Raw genomic sequence first — 17,479 nt, forward strand, 5'->3', positions numbered from 1 at the left:
GACTGGGCCGTCGTCGACGCGTTGATCGAGGCGCGCCGGCGCGGGGTCGCCCTCCGCATCGTCCTAGACCCAGGCCAGCAGCACGCGCTCGACCGGCTTCGCTCCATTGCCGACGATGTCCGGATGAAACCGGCGGGCGCATACATGCACCTGAAGTCCTATGCGGTCGATGGGCGCCTTCTTCGGTCGGGGTCGGCCAACCTGTCGGCCTCCGGGCTCAAGCAGCAGGATAATGATCTCGTCGTTCTACACGACCCGTCTGCGGCGAAGTCCTTCGAGGCGCGCTTCCAGCAGCTATGGAATGTTTCCCGGCCGCTTCCCAACTCTGCCGCTTACGCCGAGCCGGCGTCAAAGGACGCGCCGACGCCGTCCAAGGACTGCGCCATCAAGGGAAACGTCAACCGCAAGGGCGAGAAAATCTTCCACGTACCCGGCAGTCGCGACTACGCCCGGGTCACCATCACGGGCGCCGAAGAACGTATGTTCTGCTCCGTGGCGGAAGCGACAGCGGCAGGCTGGAGGCCGGCGGCGGGAAAATAGCGACGGTGTAAGGACTGGCCTCGGTCATCCTCCCTGTCGAGTTCGCATCCCTGCAACCCGTTGTCGATGACAGCCGGGGCGCCGCTTACGGCGCCAGCGCGCGCCCAATCGCGATTCCGGTGACGACGAGGGCCGCGCCAACCGCCATCCCATAGGCGAGCCACTGCGTCGCCTGCCGTCGCGCCACGTCGCGCGCGACGTCTTGCGCCGCAAGCGCGACGGCGCGGGCGAGGTCGGCCTTGGCCTGTTCGACCCCGGCGCGCATTTGCGCGTCCGCCGTCTCGCGCGTGCGCGTCATGATGGCCGCCGCCTCGGTGGCAATCGCCTTGGGGAACTGGCGATAGAGGCTGTCGTAATATTGAAGCGCGAAGATGACGAGCCACAGCGCGTCATTGTCGCGAAGCCCGAGAACCTCCTTCACACGACGAAGCTGTCGGCGTTCTGTTTCCGTCGCCGTCCGGCCAATCAGCTTTTCAAAGCCGGTCGCGTCGTGGGCTTCCATGCCATCAGCCATTGGGAACGACCGCCGAAAAGACACCATCGACCTGCGCGAGCCAGCGTTTCAATTCGGCGCGATTGCCGATCGGCATATCCGCAAGCGCCTTTCGAATGCTGAGGCGCTTGCTGTAGAGGTCATCGCTGACGCGGTCCGCCATATCGGGAAACAGCAGGCTCTTGCCGCCCCGCCCTTCGATCGCTTTCCGTGTCTTCGAGCCGTTATAGAGCTCGAACTTCTCATCCGCGCCGAAGTAGCCGTTCTTGACGACGTGAACGGTTGAATTCGGGATTGCTTCGAGAAAATCCTGCAACAGCTCCAACGAATCCCGCTGACGATTGACAACCCACAAGGTCACCAATCGCCGCTTCAGTTCATCGAGTGTGCCGCTCAGCGTGACGCCGTAGGCCCCTACCCCCTGGTTGTTCCGCGCCGCGGTGTTGACGATAACGGTCTTGTCCGCGTTTTCGTCACAGAGATTGACGAGTCGGATCCAGCCATCGGCGTCGTCCAAATTGATGCTCTCGCACTCGACCTCCTTTTCATAGTTCTGCATGACGTCAGGATTCGAGGTGTCGGCGTCGACCACGATAACCGCCTCGCCGCGCGCCGTCAGAAAATGGATAAGCGCCATTGTCACCATGGATTTGCCGACGCCGCCCTTGCTGCCGCCGACCATGTAAATCGCCTTATCCATTCGCCGATCTCCTAGATTTCATCGCGGTCGCGACGCACGCGGAAGGACGACGCGCGCGGCACAGGTTCAGACTCGATGGTCCCGGTGGATACGGGCCTTGTAATTTCCGATGACGTAGGCACCCGCATTTTCCCATTCGCGCGGGAGGGATGGCTTCCCCGCTTAGAGCCGCGCCGGGCCTTTTGTTCGGCAAGCTGTCTCAGCACCCGAAATAGCGAGGGCGCCGAAATCATAATGCCCTGCTCTCTGAGGTAATCGAGAAGTTGAGCATTCGTCAGTCCGCGGCCTTTCGCCTTCATCAAAGGCCCATAGATCGCGCCAATTTGTTCGCGCAGCGTGAGCCGACGGTTCGGCTTCAGCGCGTTAATCCCCTCCTTCAGACGCTGCAGGTCCTCACCGGTGAGCTTCATGCGAGCCTCTAATAAAATGGCAACTATTTAGACCCACTCCCTTCCTTACGCAAGACCTTTATGACAACGATGTGAGAGCTTCTTGGAGATCGATCTGATATGCGCCTGATGCGACGGTGAGAATTTTATGCGAGTCCGTTGGGTCTCTGTGTGAGACGCTTTCAATGTTGATCTAAGAGCCTCGTGAGACTGTCTTGATAGTGCGCTGAGAGTGTTCCGAGACTGCTTTGAAAACAGCACAAAGCCTCGAAAAACGTTGAGAAAATGAGGGTTTTCGGCTATGCAAAGCGAAGAGTGGGGATGAATGGCAGGATAGGGATTTTGTGAAACAAAATCTTTATGTGCGCTCGCCGCGCCGGCCATGTTCGCGTCCGGCAGTTTGCCAAAGGCAAACCGGACGCTAAGGACGATCGACGAATGGCTGACAAGCGACATTACGATCGGCGCAAGACGCGATTTATCGGTTTCCGCGTCGATGAGACGGAGGCGGCGGCGTTTCTGTCATTCTGCGAAGCGAGGAATCTGACGACAACAGAAGCGCTGCGTCGCATGGTTCGCGCGGCCAGCGACATGGGGCCGACGTTTGACGGCGAAGGACGCGTCGAAGTCGTCGAATTGACGCGACAGCTGCGCGCGATCGGCGTTAATCTCAATCAAGCCGTTCATCATATGAACGCGGGCAACGCTTTCCCGGGAGAGAATGTGCGCGCGTGGCTTATCGAAGCGCATGGGATCATGCGGGCGCTCGACGCGCTCTATGCGTCATTGACCTATCGAGCGCGGAGACGCGCCGAGACGGCGATCGAGAAGGACTGCGCCTCATGACGACTCTCGCGGCGCTTGATCTTTCGATTCTGACGGAAGGCTTGCAGCGTCGTCTTGCGGCGAAGAATCGGGCGGCGCTGGACGATCTTGCGGCTGCGGTGCAATCGGCTGAGCGTTACCGCGCGCAAACGGCCAACAGCTCGCGCGCACCTCCCCTGCCCCGACGCGACGAGCGGCCGGACACTGGGCCGCGCGCGCCGGCTCCGGGCGAGAAGCCCCACGTCGACGATGAATTGCGCGTGAAGCGCGCGGCGGCTGTAAAGGGTGGCCTTGCGCAGAACGGCGTTTCGGCGAATGCACTGGCCGCCAAGGCGCAAACAGCGCACCGCTCACCGCCAGCGAGGGGCTTCGATGCGCCGAGCACAGCCTCGCGGTCGCCTTTGATGGCGAAAGCCAATCTTGCGGCCGGGTCGCAGGCGGCGGTCGTCAAAATCGCGAGTTTCGGTTCAGGCGCGGCTCGGGCGCAGTCACTGCTGAGCTATCAAAGCGACAAAGGTGAACTGACGCTGGAGCGCCACGATGGGTTGATGATCACCGGGCAGCGCTCCGTCGCCGACTTCGCCGCCACGTGGCGCGCCGAAGATGGCCGCGCGCCGTCCAACGACGTGCTGCAGTTCGCAATGCGGTTCGACCGCAGGCTGGAGGCAACGCAGGCGCAAGACGCGCTTACGGAGGCTCTTCGCGGCCATCACTATGCATGGCGGCTTTCGCAGCATGGCGCGCATAGCCGCGTCGACATCGTCATGACGGCCGCGAGTCGCGAGCGCAATGCGGGCGGCCGGCTTCTCCGGATCTACGACAATCAGCGGTCGATTGACGGTTTGCGCGATCGGTTGGAGGGCGCATTCGGCCGGGACGCCGAATTTACCGACCCGAAATGGGCGCATGGGGTCGAGGGCGCCACGACGGCGCTGGCTCGACTTACCCGCGGCGGTGAGATCGAGGTATTTGGGCCGGACGGCCGTGTGCTCAAAGATGAAGCCGAGCGCCTCGCGCGCGAGCTGCCGAACCGCCCACCGCGCGCCGCGTCGCGTGAGGCCAATGTCAGCCTGGAAATCGCCAAATCCTGGCGGCCGCATATGCGATCGAGCGCGCCGCGCGACTTTGCGCATGTCATTTTGAGCGCCAAGCCCGGCACGGACAAAGCGGCGTTTATGGACGCTGCGCGGGCGACCCTGGCGCGCGCGTTTGCCGGACATGAGTATGTTTTCGTGATGCATACGAACCGAGAGCATATTCATGTGCATGCCGCGGTTCGACTTGTCCGGGACGACGGCAAGCGGCTCGACCCAAAAATTCAGGATTTTTCGCGCTGGCGCGACACGCTCGCGGCCGAAGCCCGCGTCCGCGGGATCGCCATGGAGAATGTCCGGCGGTTCGATCAGGCGCATGCGCCAGCCTACAAGCTTAAAGACGTGAAGATGCTGGCGCGTGGCATTGCGCCGCCGAGCGTTCGCCGGCGCGTCGAGCGTGTGAAGAACCGTGAAATTCACAGACCGACGCGCGAGGAAGGCCGGCGGCGCGCGCAGGATGCCGCCCGCCAATGGCGGAACGTCGCCGCCCTGTCGCCGTGTCGATCGCCGCCGCCGCCAGCGCCGGGCGCGGTGCGCCTTTATCGTCTCGACAGCGGCGGCGATCGACGCGGCGCCCTGTTTGCCGCCGATATGGAGACGGCTGCGGCTTATGCGAAGCCAGGTGTCGCCGCACGGATAATTTATGTGGACGTGCCGGCCGCTCGAGTAACCGAGCTGAAATCCTCGCGAACGCAGCCCGGCAAGGTTTTTGTCGTGCCGCGCGCCATCAGCGCTCTAAGCCGACCGTTGGACGGCGCGCCGAGTGCCGCTATCGCGCATTTTCAGCACCGCACCGAGAGCGCTCTACGAGGTCGCGCGCCCTCGACCGACGCAGAGGAGACAGGACCCATGCGAACAGCCGAAACGATGATCGCCGCGCGCGACAGCATGGCCGATACGATTGCGAAAATCGACAAGGCGCTTCCCGATGATGCGGCGCGCGCGCAATTCGCCGAACAGTCGCGCCGGCTGCTCGACAAGGCCGACGAAGCCATCGCCGCGCAAACCAATCTCGAACAGCAAAAGGCGGATGTGCAGGGCGACCGCTACGTGAAGCCGGAGCCCGCGCGTGACCTCGGGCCGATTATCACGTTCGAGCGTAAGGGCGACGAGATCCATTACCACCGACACGATGCGACCGGCGCGCTGCAAACCCTTGCCTTTGTCGACAATGGGAAGCAGCTCGATATTCGCGACTGGAATAACGCGGATTCCGTCAACGCCGCGCTCAAAGTGGCGTCCGAAAAGTGGGAAACGCTCAACATCACCGGGAGCGACGCTTACAAGGAGACGGTCGCGCGGCTCGCCGCCGAGCATGGCTATAAAATCACAAATCCCGAGATGCAGGATCGCATTCGCGAACTTCGCGCCGAGATCGAAGTGAACCGCGCGCGGATTGCCGAGGGCCAGGCGCAGCCCGATGAAAAGCAGGAGGCCGCACCGATGGCGCGGCAAGACAAGCGAGACGAACCCGCCCGCGCTGAAGGTCCCACCTCGACGGCGGCCGAGCGCGATATTCGCCTGCAAGACATTCGGGGGCGGGTAGATCGCGAAGCGGCGCGCGAGACGGAACAGGCCAACCGCTCCAAGGGAGCGGAAGTCAGTGCCGCGCAAGCGAACGAGCCGTCGCCCGATCGCTCACAGGGCGAGGCCGCGAGCGCGCGCGAGGCCGATCGATACATGGAGGACAACACCCGCCGCGAAATGCCCCTCGATCCCCGACAGAGCGAGCAGATGCAGAACCTTCGCGAGCAGCAGTCGCGCGTGCTGAAACAGGAGGAGGAACAGCGGCGCGTCGACCAAGAGAACGCGGCTCGCATCAATCGCGAGCTGGCGCAGCCTCTGAGGCCGGAAGGCGAAGGCGAAAGCCGCTAAAATTAGAGGGGTTTTTTTCTCATGCCCGTGCGGCTTGTGGGTTCTTGGGCGCTATTGTCCCGCCGCCAGCTATAGCCCGGCGCCTTCGGCTTGGAAGCCGCTCATCCCGACCGGTTCATGAATATGGATTTCTGCGGCTGGTATGATAAATTCATACCGAAGATCAAGGGAGCGCATCCATGTCCGCTACCGAAAAACGCACATTCAGCTTGCCCGCAGAGCAAGCTGCTTTCATCGACCAGCTTGTCGCCTCGGGCTCTTACGCCACAGGCAGCGAGGTGATCCGAGCTGGCCTTCGCGCCCTGCAGGAGCGCGACGCCGCCGTGGAGCGCTGGCTACGCGACGAAGTCGCTCCGGTCTATGACGAGATCAAAGCCCACCCGGCAAAAACCCTCTCAAGCGAGAAGCTCTTCGACAATATCCGCAAGCGTCACGCCGCTCGGATCAAGGGGGAGATGTGAAGCGGCGGGCAGTTGAATACGCCCTGCAAGCAGACCAAGATTTCGGATGGCTCTATGATGTCATAGCGGAAGCGAGCAGCCCTACGCGGGCGGTTGCCTATGTCGAACGGTTGCGGGAATTCTGCGACCGTCTGGAATATGCCTCCGAGCGTGGGACCCGCCGCGACGACATTCGGCCCGGGCTGCGCATCGTCGGGTTTGAGCGCCGCGTCACGGTCGCTTTCACGGTTGAGGCCGAGCGCGTCGTTGTGCTGCGGCTGTTCTATGGCGGCGCCAATTGGGAAGACAGCCTCTGACGCAGAACCCCTATCTACTTCGCTACGCCCGTCTCCGCGACCACATTTCGAACACCAGAAAAATCACAACAGCGCGGCGTGAGCACAATTTTCGCCAGCCGTAGCGCCCCCGAAACCGTAGCGCCCGCCATCGCGCTTCCTCGTTATGGTCGCCATGCTGTCGCGAACGCCAGCCCGTGGCCTCCTCAGTCGAAAGCGCCCGGATTGCCCGCCGCAGTTTCGCACACGGTGCCTGCGGCTCGCCAGTCCCGCCAAATCGCCGAGCGCGCCTCGTCCAAGCCGAGCCTGTCATCGCACACCGCAACGGCAAGGCAGCGCTCTATCGCGTCCTTTTCCAAGGCGAGCGCCACCGGCTGCAGAATAAGGTTCCGCCGATCGATTGTGGCGCCTCCGAGCGCCAGCGGTATCCTGTGATCGAGCTGATATCGGTTCCGGTGTTCGTGTGACTCGCCGATCGCGACGAGCATTTCGGCTTTTATGATCCGCATTTCCCCGACATATGGGCGAATATTCTTCGTCCAACCTGGAACGCAAACCGTGTCGGTGATCGTCGCTTGCGTCACGGCCGGGTTCAGGGGAAGCTTCGCCTCCTCTGCGCGGCCCGCTCCGTTCAATACGAGACTACAGATTATGAGTGTTGCGCCTGAAACTATGCGGTTCATTCGACTGCTTTCGATCGTGTCGGCGCTTATCGCCTGTCCCGGCGACGCACTTGTCGCGCAAGAGGCGACAATCACAAAATTCGGCGCGTGGCAGATGCGATGCTCGCCAGCGCCATCGAAGCCATCACGCACGCTGGCTCAAGCGGTTCGCTCCGACGATCAAGCCAACGTCCAAGACATGGTCACTTTCGCAAAAATTCCGGCAAGCCCCAATGCTGTCATTCAAATCGTTGCGCCGTTGGACACGTTCCTGCTCGAAGGCGCAAGGATGAAAGTCGATCAGGACGAGATCGGCAAGCTTCCCTTCTTCAAGGGTGCGCCGATCGGCTGCGCTGCGGAAGGACCGATCAGCGACGATGTGATCAGCAAGCTTCTGACCGGCAAGAATATCATTATCACGATCTACATTCGGCCCGGCGAAGGGCTTCGGCAAGTTCTCTCACTCGACGGCTTCGCTGATGGCTATAAAGCTTTGAAGTGAATTGCGAGCATCATCATGTGCGGCCGTTTCACACAGCGCCTTTCATGGGAAGAGTTGCACAGGCTTGCCGACCTGGTCGGGCAGCCCCGCAACCTCGCGCCGCGCTACAACATCGCGCCGACGACGTCGATCGAGGTCATTAGGCCTGCGGAGACGAGCGGCAACGAGCTCGTCCAGATGCGCTGGGGGCTTGTGCCGGGATGGTGGAAGAAATCACTCAAAGAGCTTCCTGCGACATTTAACGCCCGCGCCGAGACAGTCGCCGAAAAGCCGATGTTCCGAACGGCATTCAAGACGAGACGCTGCATCATTCCCGCCTCGGGCTTTTACGAGTGGACGGGCAACGCGGGGGCGAAGACGCCGCACTATTTTTCGGCGCGGTCCGGTGAACCGCTCGCCTTCGCTGCATTGTGGGAGCAAGCGAAGCATCCTGACACAGGCGAGCCTCTCACATCGGCAACAATTATTGTCGGCGCAGCGAACAACTGGATGAATCGCTTCCATGATCGCCAGCCCGTCATTCTCGACTGGCGCGACGCCAACGCATTGCGATGATCCAGGCGCGTTACTACGCTCGCCCCCGGAAGATTCGTTGAAAGAATGGATTGTGTCCACCCGCGTCAACAAGGCTGGCGGCGGCGACGACGATGCATCGCTCGTCGCTTCCGTTGAGAATGTGCTCCCGTGATGCGGGCAATTTCCATTGCTCTTGGCCTTTTATTGAGTGCGAGCTTTGCGCTCGCGAAGTCGCCGCTCAAGCCCGAACTCGCGCCTGGAACGCCAATTGAGTCGCAGCTACAGGAACATGGCCACTATTCCAATTCGAGCGGCGAGGATGTTCACGCGCCAGCACATAGCATCACAGGAGGCGCGCCCGATGGCGCAAGCGCGCGTTGTCGCGACTCAACCTACAGCTTTTCCCATTCTCGAAGTGGAACATGCTCGCGGCATGGCGGCGTCGGAGAGTGGTTGCGTTGAAAGCGCAACGCCCCGCCCAGCGCTTCAGGGGTCAAAATTTGCGTGCCGATAGACATTCCGAGAGGGCTCGACTCCAGGGGAAAGCGTTCCCCCCAAAGTCTGAATATACTTAGCGTCGAAGCCGCCTGCTGTACGGTTGCCGCTATCCCAAATAGCCCGCCTGACTTTCTTCCTCCTGCCGGAGAGTTTGGAGCGCTACCTTGTTGGATGTCTCCCCGAACCGTTCGACGAACGTGGCCCAGTCAGCATGTTCCAACGCACAATCTCCGGCACCCTCGTCGATGAGAAACTGCCGGAGTGAACGGCGCACAGCTTCTACGTCGCGCGGGGCGCGGCGGTGTCGCAGCAGATCTTGCGCCGAGGCCGAAGAGGTTAGCTCCGCGAGGCGCTCAGGTGCGAACACCGGATCGCGTAGTTCAGCGCTTCGTGCGATCAAGATCGTACGAACGCACCAGAGGGCTCGCTTGGTCAGCAGTTGTGGGTTGAACTCGGCGCCGAAACTGACGAGAAACCAACCGAAGTCGGTGGCTCGAGCGATCTCGGCTGCATAGCTCGAGCGGAACTCGAATGCTTGTTTGAGCTTGGATAGGTAGTCGTGCGGATCAATGAGCGGCTTCGCTTCACAGACTAGGTGACAGACGAATAGGTCACCATCGCGGGCAGCCTTCTCAAGCTGCTCCCAGGGGTAAAGGAAAAGGGAGAGACGGCCCACCGAGACGTGACGCGTCTCCTGGTCGAGACCAATCATCAGTAGGTCGGTGTCGGACTCTTCTGACTGATCGGCCCGCGCTAAACTTCCGAACAGCAGGGTGGCCGCTACAGGCATTGTTGCTGATTACGCTTGCGTCGGTAAGAGGGCCTAAAAGGCAGCGCATGTGTCATGCGGAAGTGCGCGCTAGGGCTTCTATCGACATCTGGCGAGCGAGCGCGCGTGCTTGAGTCACCTCATCGCGGTTCTGGAGAACAATCTGCTGCTTCTCTGGCTTCAGCACCCCAGGTTCAACGTCAAGATTGTATTCGCTCATCAGATAGAAGCTGAGGCTTAGCCGACACGGGCGGACGAGACGTCCATTGGTCATTGCGTGTTCCGCGGCCACGGCCGCCTGCCGCTCGGCGGATAACGCCATGTTCGGAACGATGACGAGATTGATCTTGTGGCCCCACTCGAAGTCCAACTGGGGATCGACCGTTGCCGGTCGATGACCATTCACAGCGCCGATCCGGTTGAGGTTGTAATCCCGAAAATCGTTGTGTTCGCGCGACCAGGACCGGACATACCACCGGCCGGCGCTATGGGAAAGGGCATGGGGTGCGATCGCCCGATAATGCTTCTCTGATCCCGTAAGGGACGAATACGCGATGTCAATTTCAAGACGGTTGCTCACTGCGTTTAAGACGCCGAGCAACACAGCAGGGTCGGTCGAGCGACGTCCGAGGGTGACGACTTCTACAGGCGGGATGACGTCGAACCACGTGTCTTCCGGTCGCATCCATCGGTTCTCGATCGCGACGATCTGAAGGAGGTAGCGCTCGATCGTTTCGCCGATGAATGCCGGGGAGAACCCGTCAGTCCGCCGATAGGTCTTCTCAGTGCGGTCATACCGAAGGTTTTGGGGAGCAATGGCTTCGTACTGCGAGATGTCGGCGGACGCCTGCTGCGTAGAGATGCCGAAGGTTTCCGCCATGTCACTCCGATTGAAGCGGCCGTCCCAGAACAGTCGGAAGTCGATGAATTCCAAGCGCCGGCGCACCCCCCACCGTAGCCGTTCGCTGTGGTCTTCCATGCCATCCTCCAAGAAACACGATTCTTGTTGGCAGCTCCCGTCTAGTTACTTGACTCACTTCAGGGCTGTCCCCATATCTTATGGACGGACGCAACGGCGATAGCAATCTCGTCGATGTCGGGCGAGGTTGGCTGAATGGAAACACCCCAAGGTAATCAACAGCTTGAGCGACCATTTCGTGTCCTCAGCCTCGACGGCGGGGGCATGAGAGGCATCTACACCGGCGCCTTCCTTGCCCGCCTAACCGACCAGTTCGCCCGTATCAGAAACAAATCAGCACTCGATCTCGGCCTCGGGTTTGATCTGATCACCGGCACTAGTACCGGTGCGATCGTCGGCTGCGCTCTCGCTGTTGGGCGGCCGATGTCAGAGGTCGTAGCGCTTTATCGCGAGCATGGCCCCAAGATCTTTCCGCATCGGCTAACGGGCAAACGCAGCGCGATCTATCGCGCTTCCCAAGGCGATCGCTTTGTGCGGGCGGGCGATAAGGCGCTGCGGGAAGCGCTCAAATCGGTGCTGGGTACTACCACGATGGTTGAGGTCTTCGCGGGACGAGGCATTTCACTTGCCATTCCTGCGGTGTTGATGAGCGAGCATCGCGCTTGGGTGTTCAAGAAGACGGCGAAGAGTGGAGTCCGCGATGATCGCTATCCGCTCGTTGATGTCTGCATGGCGACCAGCGCGGCGCCGATCTACCGCTCGCTCGCAGCCATCAACGACCCAAACACGCCCGCCGGTCCTCAGCAGGTCTTTGCCGACGGCGGCCTCTGGGCAAATAACCCCATCATGGTTGGCCTGGTCGACGCGCTAACCATCGCGGCGCCTGACCGCGCTATAGAAATCTTCTCACTGGGAACCTGTCCGCGGCCCGAGGGCGACCACCTCGATGCCGAGAGTGCGCACCGGTCGATGTTGGACTGGCGTCTCGGCGCCGACGTGGCTCCGCTCAGCATCTCGGCCCAGGAGTTTGCCTTTGACCACATGGCGCGGCTGCTCGCCAACGCCATCAGCGGCTGCGGGCGCCAGATTCGCCGAGTTCGATTCCCCAACAAGCCGGTTCCCGCCAGCATGATGCCGTACCTCGCACTCGACGACACACGGCCAGAGGCGATGGATCGGCTGGTGGCGCAGGCCAATACCGATGGCGACCTAACAAAAAGCGCCTGCGACGACCCCAACAGCGAAGACGGCCGGATGATCCGTCGGCTGATGAATGATCTGCCGGCAATGCCGGCTACTGGCGCGGTATGGGACCGCGCTCCCACCCGCGACCGCAAAGGATAGCCGATGTTCGACTGTGCAAGGGATGTGCGTGCCTACCACGACCAGGACGTGACCCTGCCCAAGACGGAGCAGGATGCCATGCGTGACAGACGAAACTCAAACAGGACGCGCCTGCGAAACGGCCTTTCGGCCGCTGGCAAGCCGGCGCCGCTCGAATTCGTCAAACAGGGCAGCTACGCCATGAAGACGATGGTCCGCGATCCGGACAACGACTACGACATCGACGACGGCGTCTACTTCCGCAAGGAAGATCTTGTCGGCGGCCGCGGGGCGGAGATGACCTCGCTGCAGGCGCGGCAGATGGTCCGGGACGCTGTCGACGACGGCAAGTTCAAGCGCGCCCCGGAGGTCCGGCCCAACTGTGTGCGGGTCTTCTACGAGAAGGGATACCATGTCGATCTGCCGGTCTATCGGCGGGTCACGACCTCGACGGTATTCGGCGACGAGTATCATTACGAATTGGCGGCGAGCAGCGGATGGAAGCGATCCGATGCGCGCGACGTGTCCGACTGGTATGAAGCCGAGCGGTCCAAATCGTCCGATGGCATCCAGCTCCGCCGTATCAACCGCGACCTGAAGAAATATGCGCGCAGTCGCTATAGCTGGCGGGGCGGCATCCTCAGCGGGTTCGGCGTCACCGTGCTGACCACCGAGGGCATTCGCGTTAATGAACGCGAGGACCGAACGCTCTACGATACGATGGTGGCCATCCGCGATCGGCTGAACTGGAACCTGCAGGTTGCGCACCCGGTGACCCCGGGCGACTTCATTACAAGCGGGATTGACGATGCAAAGGCACGCTGCTTTCGGGAGAAGCTGACCGAGGCGATCGATACGCTGCAACCGCTCTTCGAAGCGGATTGCACGCGCGAGAAGGCGCTCAAATGTTGGGATAAGGTGTTCGCCACCACCTTCTTCAGCGAACGGTTGGAGGAGGAACAGCGCGCGTCCGTGGCTGCGCCGGCCATCATCGGCTCCGCCGCGTTGTTGAGCGCGACGGCCGCGGCGGCGAGCGCAGTCAGCAGTGCCGGCGCCGGCCGCCATGCCTAGAGACTCGCTCTCACTCGGCTTGCGACAGGCGGCGCTTCGCCTGGAAGCAACCCTGCGCGAGCGGGCGGGGCAAGTACCCGAGCGTGTCGACGAAGCGACCATCGCCGCCGATTATCCCGGGCGCGACTGGATCGTCGCCGCGTGGCGGATCTGCGTCGTCTTCTCTGACGGCGTCACGCGGCGGATCGATCTTGTGGCCGGCGCCCAGTTTCCGACAACGCCGGTAAGGACTGCGCTGGTCGATCACCCCGAGCCGATGACCTGGCCCCATGTCGAGAGCGACGGCATTCTGTGCTTGTTGCCGAACATGGCGGAGTGGGATCCCGACAATCCGTCGGAGGTCGCCATGGACCTTTTGAACCGCTCGGTCCGGCTGGTCGAGGAACTGCTGGACGGCAGCATCATAGAGCGCGACTTCCGGGAAGAGTTCGTCACCTACTGGGGCTACAAAGTACATTCACGGGGCGAAAGCCTGTTCAGCCTGATTTCGCCTGGGCCCCCATCGCGGTTGGTGCGGGTCTGGCGTGGCAAAGGCATTGAAGTCGTGGGTGAGGATCAGGAGTTATTGGTAGACTGGGTGCATCGCCGCTTCGGTCATACGGTGCCGGCGAAGACAGAAGCGGCGGCCTTCCTATGGCTCGACACGCCGCTTTTGCCCGACGAGTACCCGGAGACTGCAGCAGACCTCTACAGCCTCGCCGAACGGATGGGCAAAGACGCCAAGTCGGCGCTGGAGCAGGCCGCGAGCAGGGAGCCGGACGAAGTCTTGGCGCTGCTCGGGGCGATCGGACGCGGGGGCGCCGCTCTGATCGGCGCGAAAGTGTTTAATCCCAAGCGCCGCAAAGGGCGGCCCCGTGCCCCTGACGAGCCTTTATCTATTGGTTTCCGGCCTGGGCATACCCCTCAGCCGCTCCTTTTCGGACGCTTCTTTAAAGCGGTCCCCGTCGTCAGAACTCTTGTGCAGCGCTGCGACGCGGACTGGGTGCATGGGCGCGGGCAGGATTTCCGGACGAACCGGCTGCTCCGCGCGATGGTCGTGGTAGTCGGCTGCGGCTCCGTCGGCGCGCCGGTCGCCTGTGCCTTGGCCCAGGCTGGGGCCGGACGTATTGTGCTGGTCGATCCGGAAGCGCTCAGTTGGCCGAATGTCGGGCGCCATCCGCTCGGCGCTGCCGACGTCGGGCGCAACAAGGCCGAAGCCTTGGCCGAGCGGCTGCGTACCGACTATCCTCACCTCACCATCGAACATCGAGCCTTCGGCCTGCGTCAGTTGATCTCGCATGACTCTGATCTGCTCGCAGGGGCGGATCTGATCGTCGCCGCGACCGGAAACTGGGTCGCCGAGAGCGCACTCAACCGCTGGCATGTCCGGCAAGAGCGCGCGCACCCGATCGTTTACGGCTGGACCGAGGCGCATGCGTGCGCCGGGCATGCGGTCGCGATCGGGAAGGAGGAGGGATGCCTGCAATGCCACATCGGGCGTACTGGCACACCGGACCTGACGGTCGTCGAATGGCCCAATCGGGGCGACCTCTATCAGGAGGAACCGGCCTGCGGGGCGCACTATCAGCCCTATGGGCCGGTAGAACTGGGCTACATAACGGCGATGATTGCCGAGACAGCTCTCGACTGTTTGCTCGATCCGCCTGAGCAATCCTTCGGCCGTGTCTTGGTCGCCTCGAAACGCCGTATCGTCGCTTCTGGGGGGTGCTTGACTAAGAAGTGGCGTTCCGAGTTCGGCGAAGGTGACGGAGGCGTTCGGACAGTCGATCGACCCTGGCCTGCTGTTGGTTGCGCAGCTTGCGCGCCTGGGAGTTTGGACGAAGTGGCCTAACCTCACGCATGGGAGTAGGCCTGCTCGTCAGACCGCACCACGAATCGGTAGCGCAGGCGATGCATGTCATCATGCAATTCGGCTTTGAACGTCGTGGCGCGTACCTTGATCACTCGCCTCGATCAGCGGCAGGCCTTTGGCGTGAACGTCAGGCGTTCCGCTCGGCCCATCTGCGGAAGCGCTCACCGTCCCCGCCTCAATCCCGGTTGAAGCAATCGAAGGCTGGTTCGCAGCGCGCTGAATATGAGCTTCTGCCTCATGGCTTTCAGGGAACGTTCGCGAAGCGCTTAGCTTCTTTGCCCTCCGGCCCGCGCCGCACGACCTGATCATCGGTCTATGCCTGGCAGGCGGGTCCCAGCGCCGCAACGGCGTTGCCGTCTTCCTCTCCGTTTCAGCCCTGCGGGTGCGGCGCTGTGCTGCCCCCTGCCTCTTCGGCGACCGATCAGGTCGCGGCGATCGCGGCCGACCAACCGAAGAGGAAATCCTCATGTCCCGCGAACCCAGGCTCGACATCCATCAGGAAATCACCAGCCGCATCGTCGCCGCCATCGAAGACGGCGCAGGAGAGTTTCGCCTGCCGTGGAACCATGGTGGCGTATCCGGCCGTCCGCGTAACATCGCCTCCGGCAAGCACTACAATGGCGTCAATGTCCTCGCCCTCTGGGTGGCCGCCCTGCATCAAGGCTACGCGCAGCCCATCTGGGGCACCTATCGCCAGTGGCATGAGAAGGGCTGTCAGGTCCGGCGTGGCGAGAAATCCTCGCTCGTCGTCTTCTACAAGACCTTCACCGTTGAGACCGACCGCGATGAGCTATCCGAGTCCGAGATGTCCGAGCGCTTGATCGCGCGCGCGAGCTACGTCTTCAACGCCGACCAGGTGGAGGGCTACGCCGCTCCCGAGGAGACGCTTCCCGTTACTCCGCTCTTCTCTCCCATCGAAGAGGCCGAGCGTTTCCTCTCCGCTACCGGCGCTCGCGTCACGGAGTCCGGCACGAAGGCCTGCTATCGCCCTTCGACCGACGACATCTTGATGCCCGAACGCACCCGCTTCGCCGGCAGCGAGACCATGTCCGCAGGCGAGGCCTTCTACGCGACACTGATGCACGAGCTGACGCATTGGACGGGCCATGCGTCGCGCTGTTCTCGTGACCTGAAAAACCGCTTCGGCTCGGAGTCTTACGCAATGGAAGAGCTTGTCGCGGAACTAGGCGCGGCGTTTCTCTGCGCCGATCTGGGCGTCACGCCGGAACTTCGCCCCGATCACGTGAGCTACATCGCCAACTGGCTGACCGTGCTGAAGGCCGACAAGAAGGCGATTTTCACCGCTGCCTCCAAGGCGCAGCAGGCCGCGAATTATCTCACGTCCCTCGCAGGAGAGTGCCCGTAGGGGCAGAACCTCAAAAGCGGAAGAAGTTACAACGCAGCGCCTCTCGCAGGCGAAGAAAGTCCATTCGAACCCTATTGCACTGCGGTCTCCGCTTCCACCGCCGTGGTTAGCTCCGCCAGATCGCCGGGCATCGGCGTATCAATGAACAGCTCGGCTTCAGCGCTTAACGCGTCGACAAGCGCGCTGAGCTTCGCCGCGTCGTCTTTGTCGGCGCGCGTCGCGGCCGACCTCACAACGTCAGCTGTGATGTCCGATTGTCCTTTTACGTCATTCAACCGGTCCAGCATGTCGTCGCCAATACGAAACGCGGGGCTCTCAGGCAAGCCGCTGTCACTGGACGGCGCGCCATTAACGATGGCCAGCTCAAGTAACGGCCCGGAGCTGGCGATGGGCGCGGTGGCGACAGGAGCTGCCGTTTTTGGCGTGGCTGCCGCGCCGAACGTCGGCGCCAATTCCGCTCGTTCATCATTCAACAACCGACGCGCCGAATAGACTTCCTGCCTTATAGCGGCTGTCGCCGCTTCTGGAGAGGGCGCCTTTGCGAAGATCCCTTTTCGCTTTGTGCACAGCTCTCCAAATCGCGCCGGCTCAATCCGCAGCACGTTCAGCAGATCCGCTGTGGCGCCGTTCCCGGCTTCGGTCATCGCGTGCACAAACGCCGCCTCGAAGGCGGAGGCGTCTAGATAGAGCACGCGCGCCTCGCGCATGACACGATCTTTCGCCAAAAGATGCTTGAAGCCGGCCGGCGCGCCGGCCTCGACTCCCTCCACCGCGCCGCCGCCGGCGCTTGTCACGTCAGGAATGGCGATCCGATGCGCGAACCCGCGTGCGGCCTCGATCAGCCATTTGAACCTGGCTTCCTTGAAGAAATGAGCCTTGTCGACAACGGCGCCATATTCGCCGCGCACCAGCAGCACCGCCTTTGTCGCATCGAGGCGGCGCATCGCTTCGCTCGTCATCAGCGGCTCCAATTCCCACCTTCCTTGCGTCGTGCGCGTCGCCCTGCCCTGCGATCCGCCGAATCCGGCCCCGACAGACGTGCCCCATCCTTCGCGGCGGATGTAGTGTTTTCCCAATTCGTCGGCGCAATAGCGCGCCGTTGTCTCATCGCCAACGCCGATGAGCAGCTTCACATCCATATTGCCAAGGAGCATGTCGCGTGTCGGCTTGCCATAGCGCACGTCGAGCTGCGTCAAGCCTTGCGCGATCACCGCGATCTGAAAGCCGTAGCCGGCGACGAGCGGGGCGCGATCGACAATTTCAGGCATGCGTCCGAACTGAAAGAATTCATCGAGCATCAGCAGCAGCCGATGCGGCTCATCGAGACCCGGCAGATTGCGCAGCAGGAC

The 17,479-nt window shown here is 62.1% G+C and carries 19 protein-coding genes; 12 read left to right on the plus strand and 7 right to left on the minus strand.

Annotated elements, in window-relative coordinates:
* Nucleotides 1-540, plus strand: a 540-nt coding sequence (locus tag HUN39_RS17830; protein WP_232366199.1) for a phospholipase D-like domain-containing protein, incomplete at its 5' end; no start/stop codon positions are given.
* Between the two features lie 85 nt (nt 541-625).
* Here HUN39_RS17830 and HUN39_RS17835 read toward each other — a convergent pair.
* The 3 genes from HUN39_RS17835 to HUN39_RS17845 are packed head-to-tail and all read right to left on the minus strand — an operon-like array spanning nt 626 to nt 2,143.
* The gene (locus HUN39_RS17835; protein WP_175095786.1) at nt 626-1,054 is read right to left on the minus strand and encodes a hypothetical protein; all 429 of its coding nucleotides are present in this window, start codon (nt 1,052-1,054) and stop codon (nt 626-628) included.
* Nucleotides 1,047-1,733, minus strand: a complete 687-nt coding sequence (locus HUN39_RS17840) for a nucleotide-binding protein (RefSeq protein WP_175095787.1) — start codon at nt 1,731-1,733, stop codon at nt 1,047-1,049. Before HUN39_RS17840 ends, HUN39_RS17835 begins: the two co-directional genes overlap by 8 nt.
* Nucleotides 1,734-1,744: 11 nt before the next feature.
* A complete protein-coding gene (locus HUN39_RS17845) occupies nt 1,745-2,143 on the minus strand; it encodes a hypothetical protein (protein WP_175095788.1) in 399 nt (132 codons plus the stop codon).
* 417 nt (nt 2,144-2,560) lie between these two features.
* Here HUN39_RS17845 and mobC point away from each other — a divergent pair, with 417 nt between their 5' ends.
* The 4 genes from mobC to HUN39_RS17865 all read left to right on the plus strand — a co-directional run bounded on the left by mobC (nt 2,561) and on the right by HUN39_RS17865 (nt 6,673).
* Nucleotides 2,561-2,968, plus strand: a complete 408-nt coding sequence (gene mobC, locus HUN39_RS17850) for a plasmid mobilization relaxosome protein MobC (RefSeq protein WP_175095789.1) — start codon at nt 2,561-2,563, stop codon at nt 2,966-2,968.
* The gene (locus HUN39_RS17855; RefSeq protein ID WP_175095790.1) at nt 2,965-5,916 is read left to right on the plus strand and encodes an LPD7 domain-containing protein; all 2,952 of its coding nucleotides are present in this window, start codon (nt 2,965-2,967) and stop codon (nt 5,914-5,916) included. The genes mobC and HUN39_RS17855 overlap by 4 nt, the downstream gene beginning before the upstream one ends.
* 179 nt (nt 5,917-6,095) lie before the next feature.
* Nucleotides 6,096-6,377 carry a type II toxin-antitoxin system ParD family antitoxin gene (locus tag HUN39_RS17860; protein ID WP_175095791.1) on the plus strand — a complete coding sequence of 94 codons (282 nt, stop codon included), beginning with the start codon at nt 6,096-6,098 and terminating at the stop codon, nt 6,375-6,377.
* Nucleotides 6,374-6,673 carry a type II toxin-antitoxin system RelE/ParE family toxin gene (locus HUN39_RS17865; RefSeq protein ID WP_175095792.1) on the plus strand — a complete coding sequence of 100 codons (300 nt, stop codon included), beginning with the start codon at nt 6,374-6,376 and terminating at the stop codon, nt 6,671-6,673. Before HUN39_RS17860 ends, HUN39_RS17865 begins: the two co-directional genes overlap by 4 nt.
* A gap of 185 nt (nt 6,674-6,858) precedes the next feature.
* On the opposite strand, the gene HUN39_RS17870 is transcribed toward HUN39_RS17865, so the two are convergent.
* Complete coding sequence (locus HUN39_RS17870) at nt 6,859-7,236, minus strand: hypothetical protein (RefSeq protein ID WP_175095793.1); 378 nt, start codon at nt 7,234-7,236, stop codon at nt 6,859-6,861.
* A 67-nt stretch (nt 7,237-7,303) separates the two neighbouring features.
* On the opposite strand from HUN39_RS17870, the gene HUN39_RS17875 reads away from it, so the two are divergent.
* The 3 genes from HUN39_RS17875 (at nt 7,304) to HUN39_RS17885 (ending at nt 8,794) form a co-directional block, all read left to right on the plus strand.
* Nucleotides 7,304-7,816, plus strand: coding sequence for an invasion associated locus B family protein (locus HUN39_RS17875; RefSeq protein WP_175095794.1), 513 nt, complete (start codon nt 7,304-7,306; stop codon nt 7,814-7,816).
* Nucleotides 7,817-7,831: 15 nt separating this feature from the next.
* On the plus strand, nt 7,832-8,371 hold the full coding sequence (locus HUN39_RS17880; RefSeq protein WP_232366200.1) for an SOS response-associated peptidase: 540 nt from the start codon (nt 7,832-7,834) through the stop codon (nt 8,369-8,371).
* 132 nt (nt 8,372-8,503) lie between these two features.
* A complete protein-coding gene (locus tag HUN39_RS17885) occupies nt 8,504-8,794 on the plus strand; it encodes a DUF3761 domain-containing protein (protein WP_175095795.1) in 291 nt (96 codons plus the stop codon).
* A gap of 142 nt (nt 8,795-8,936) precedes the next feature.
* Here HUN39_RS17885 and halB read toward each other — a convergent pair whose 3' ends face one another.
* A complete protein-coding gene (gene halB, locus HUN39_RS17890) occupies nt 8,937-9,620 on the minus strand; it encodes an anti-phage Hailong system nucleotidyltransferase HalB (protein WP_456299340.1) in 684 nt (227 codons plus the stop codon).
* A gap of 52 nt (nt 9,621-9,672) precedes the next feature.
* Nucleotides 9,673-10,578 carry a WYL domain-containing protein gene (locus HUN39_RS17895; RefSeq protein WP_175095797.1) on the minus strand — a complete coding sequence of 302 codons (906 nt, stop codon included), beginning with the start codon at nt 10,576-10,578 and terminating at the stop codon, nt 9,673-9,675.
* Between the two features lie 135 nt (nt 10,579-10,713).
* Between HUN39_RS17895 and HUN39_RS17900 the strand changes: the two genes are divergently transcribed.
* The 4 genes from HUN39_RS17900 to HUN39_RS17915 all read left to right on the plus strand — a co-directional run bounded on the left by HUN39_RS17900 (nt 10,714) and on the right by HUN39_RS17915 (nt 16,130).
* Nucleotides 10,714-11,862 carry a patatin-like phospholipase family protein gene (locus HUN39_RS17900; RefSeq protein ID WP_175095798.1) on the plus strand — a complete coding sequence of 383 codons (1,149 nt, stop codon included), beginning with the start codon at nt 10,714-10,716 and terminating at the stop codon, nt 11,860-11,862.
* Nucleotides 11,863-11,865: 3 nt separating this feature from the next.
* Complete coding sequence (locus HUN39_RS17905) at nt 11,866-12,912, plus strand: cyclic GMP-AMP synthase DncV-like nucleotidyltransferase (RefSeq protein ID WP_175095799.1); 1,047 nt, start codon at nt 11,866-11,868, stop codon at nt 12,910-12,912.
* Complete coding sequence (locus HUN39_RS17910) at nt 12,905-14,743, plus strand: ThiF family adenylyltransferase (protein WP_175095800.1); 1,839 nt, start codon at nt 12,905-12,907, stop codon at nt 14,741-14,743. Before HUN39_RS17905 ends, HUN39_RS17910 begins: the two co-directional genes overlap by 8 nt.
* 487 nt (nt 14,744-15,230) lie before the next feature.
* Nucleotides 15,231-16,130 carry an ArdC family protein gene (locus tag HUN39_RS17915; protein ID WP_175095801.1) on the plus strand — a complete coding sequence of 300 codons (900 nt, stop codon included), beginning with the start codon at nt 15,231-15,233 and terminating at the stop codon, nt 16,128-16,130.
* Between the two features lie 71 nt (nt 16,131-16,201).
* Here the strand turns inward: HUN39_RS17915 and HUN39_RS17920 are convergent.
* Nucleotides 16,202-17,479: type IV secretory system conjugative DNA transfer family protein (locus HUN39_RS17920; protein ID WP_175095802.1), on the minus strand; the 1,278-nt coding region annotated here is incomplete at its 5' end.

The organism is Methylocystis silviterrae (genome assembly GCF_013350005.1).
Lineage (GTDB): Bacteria > Pseudomonadota > Alphaproteobacteria > Rhizobiales > Beijerinckiaceae > Methylocystis > Methylocystis silviterrae.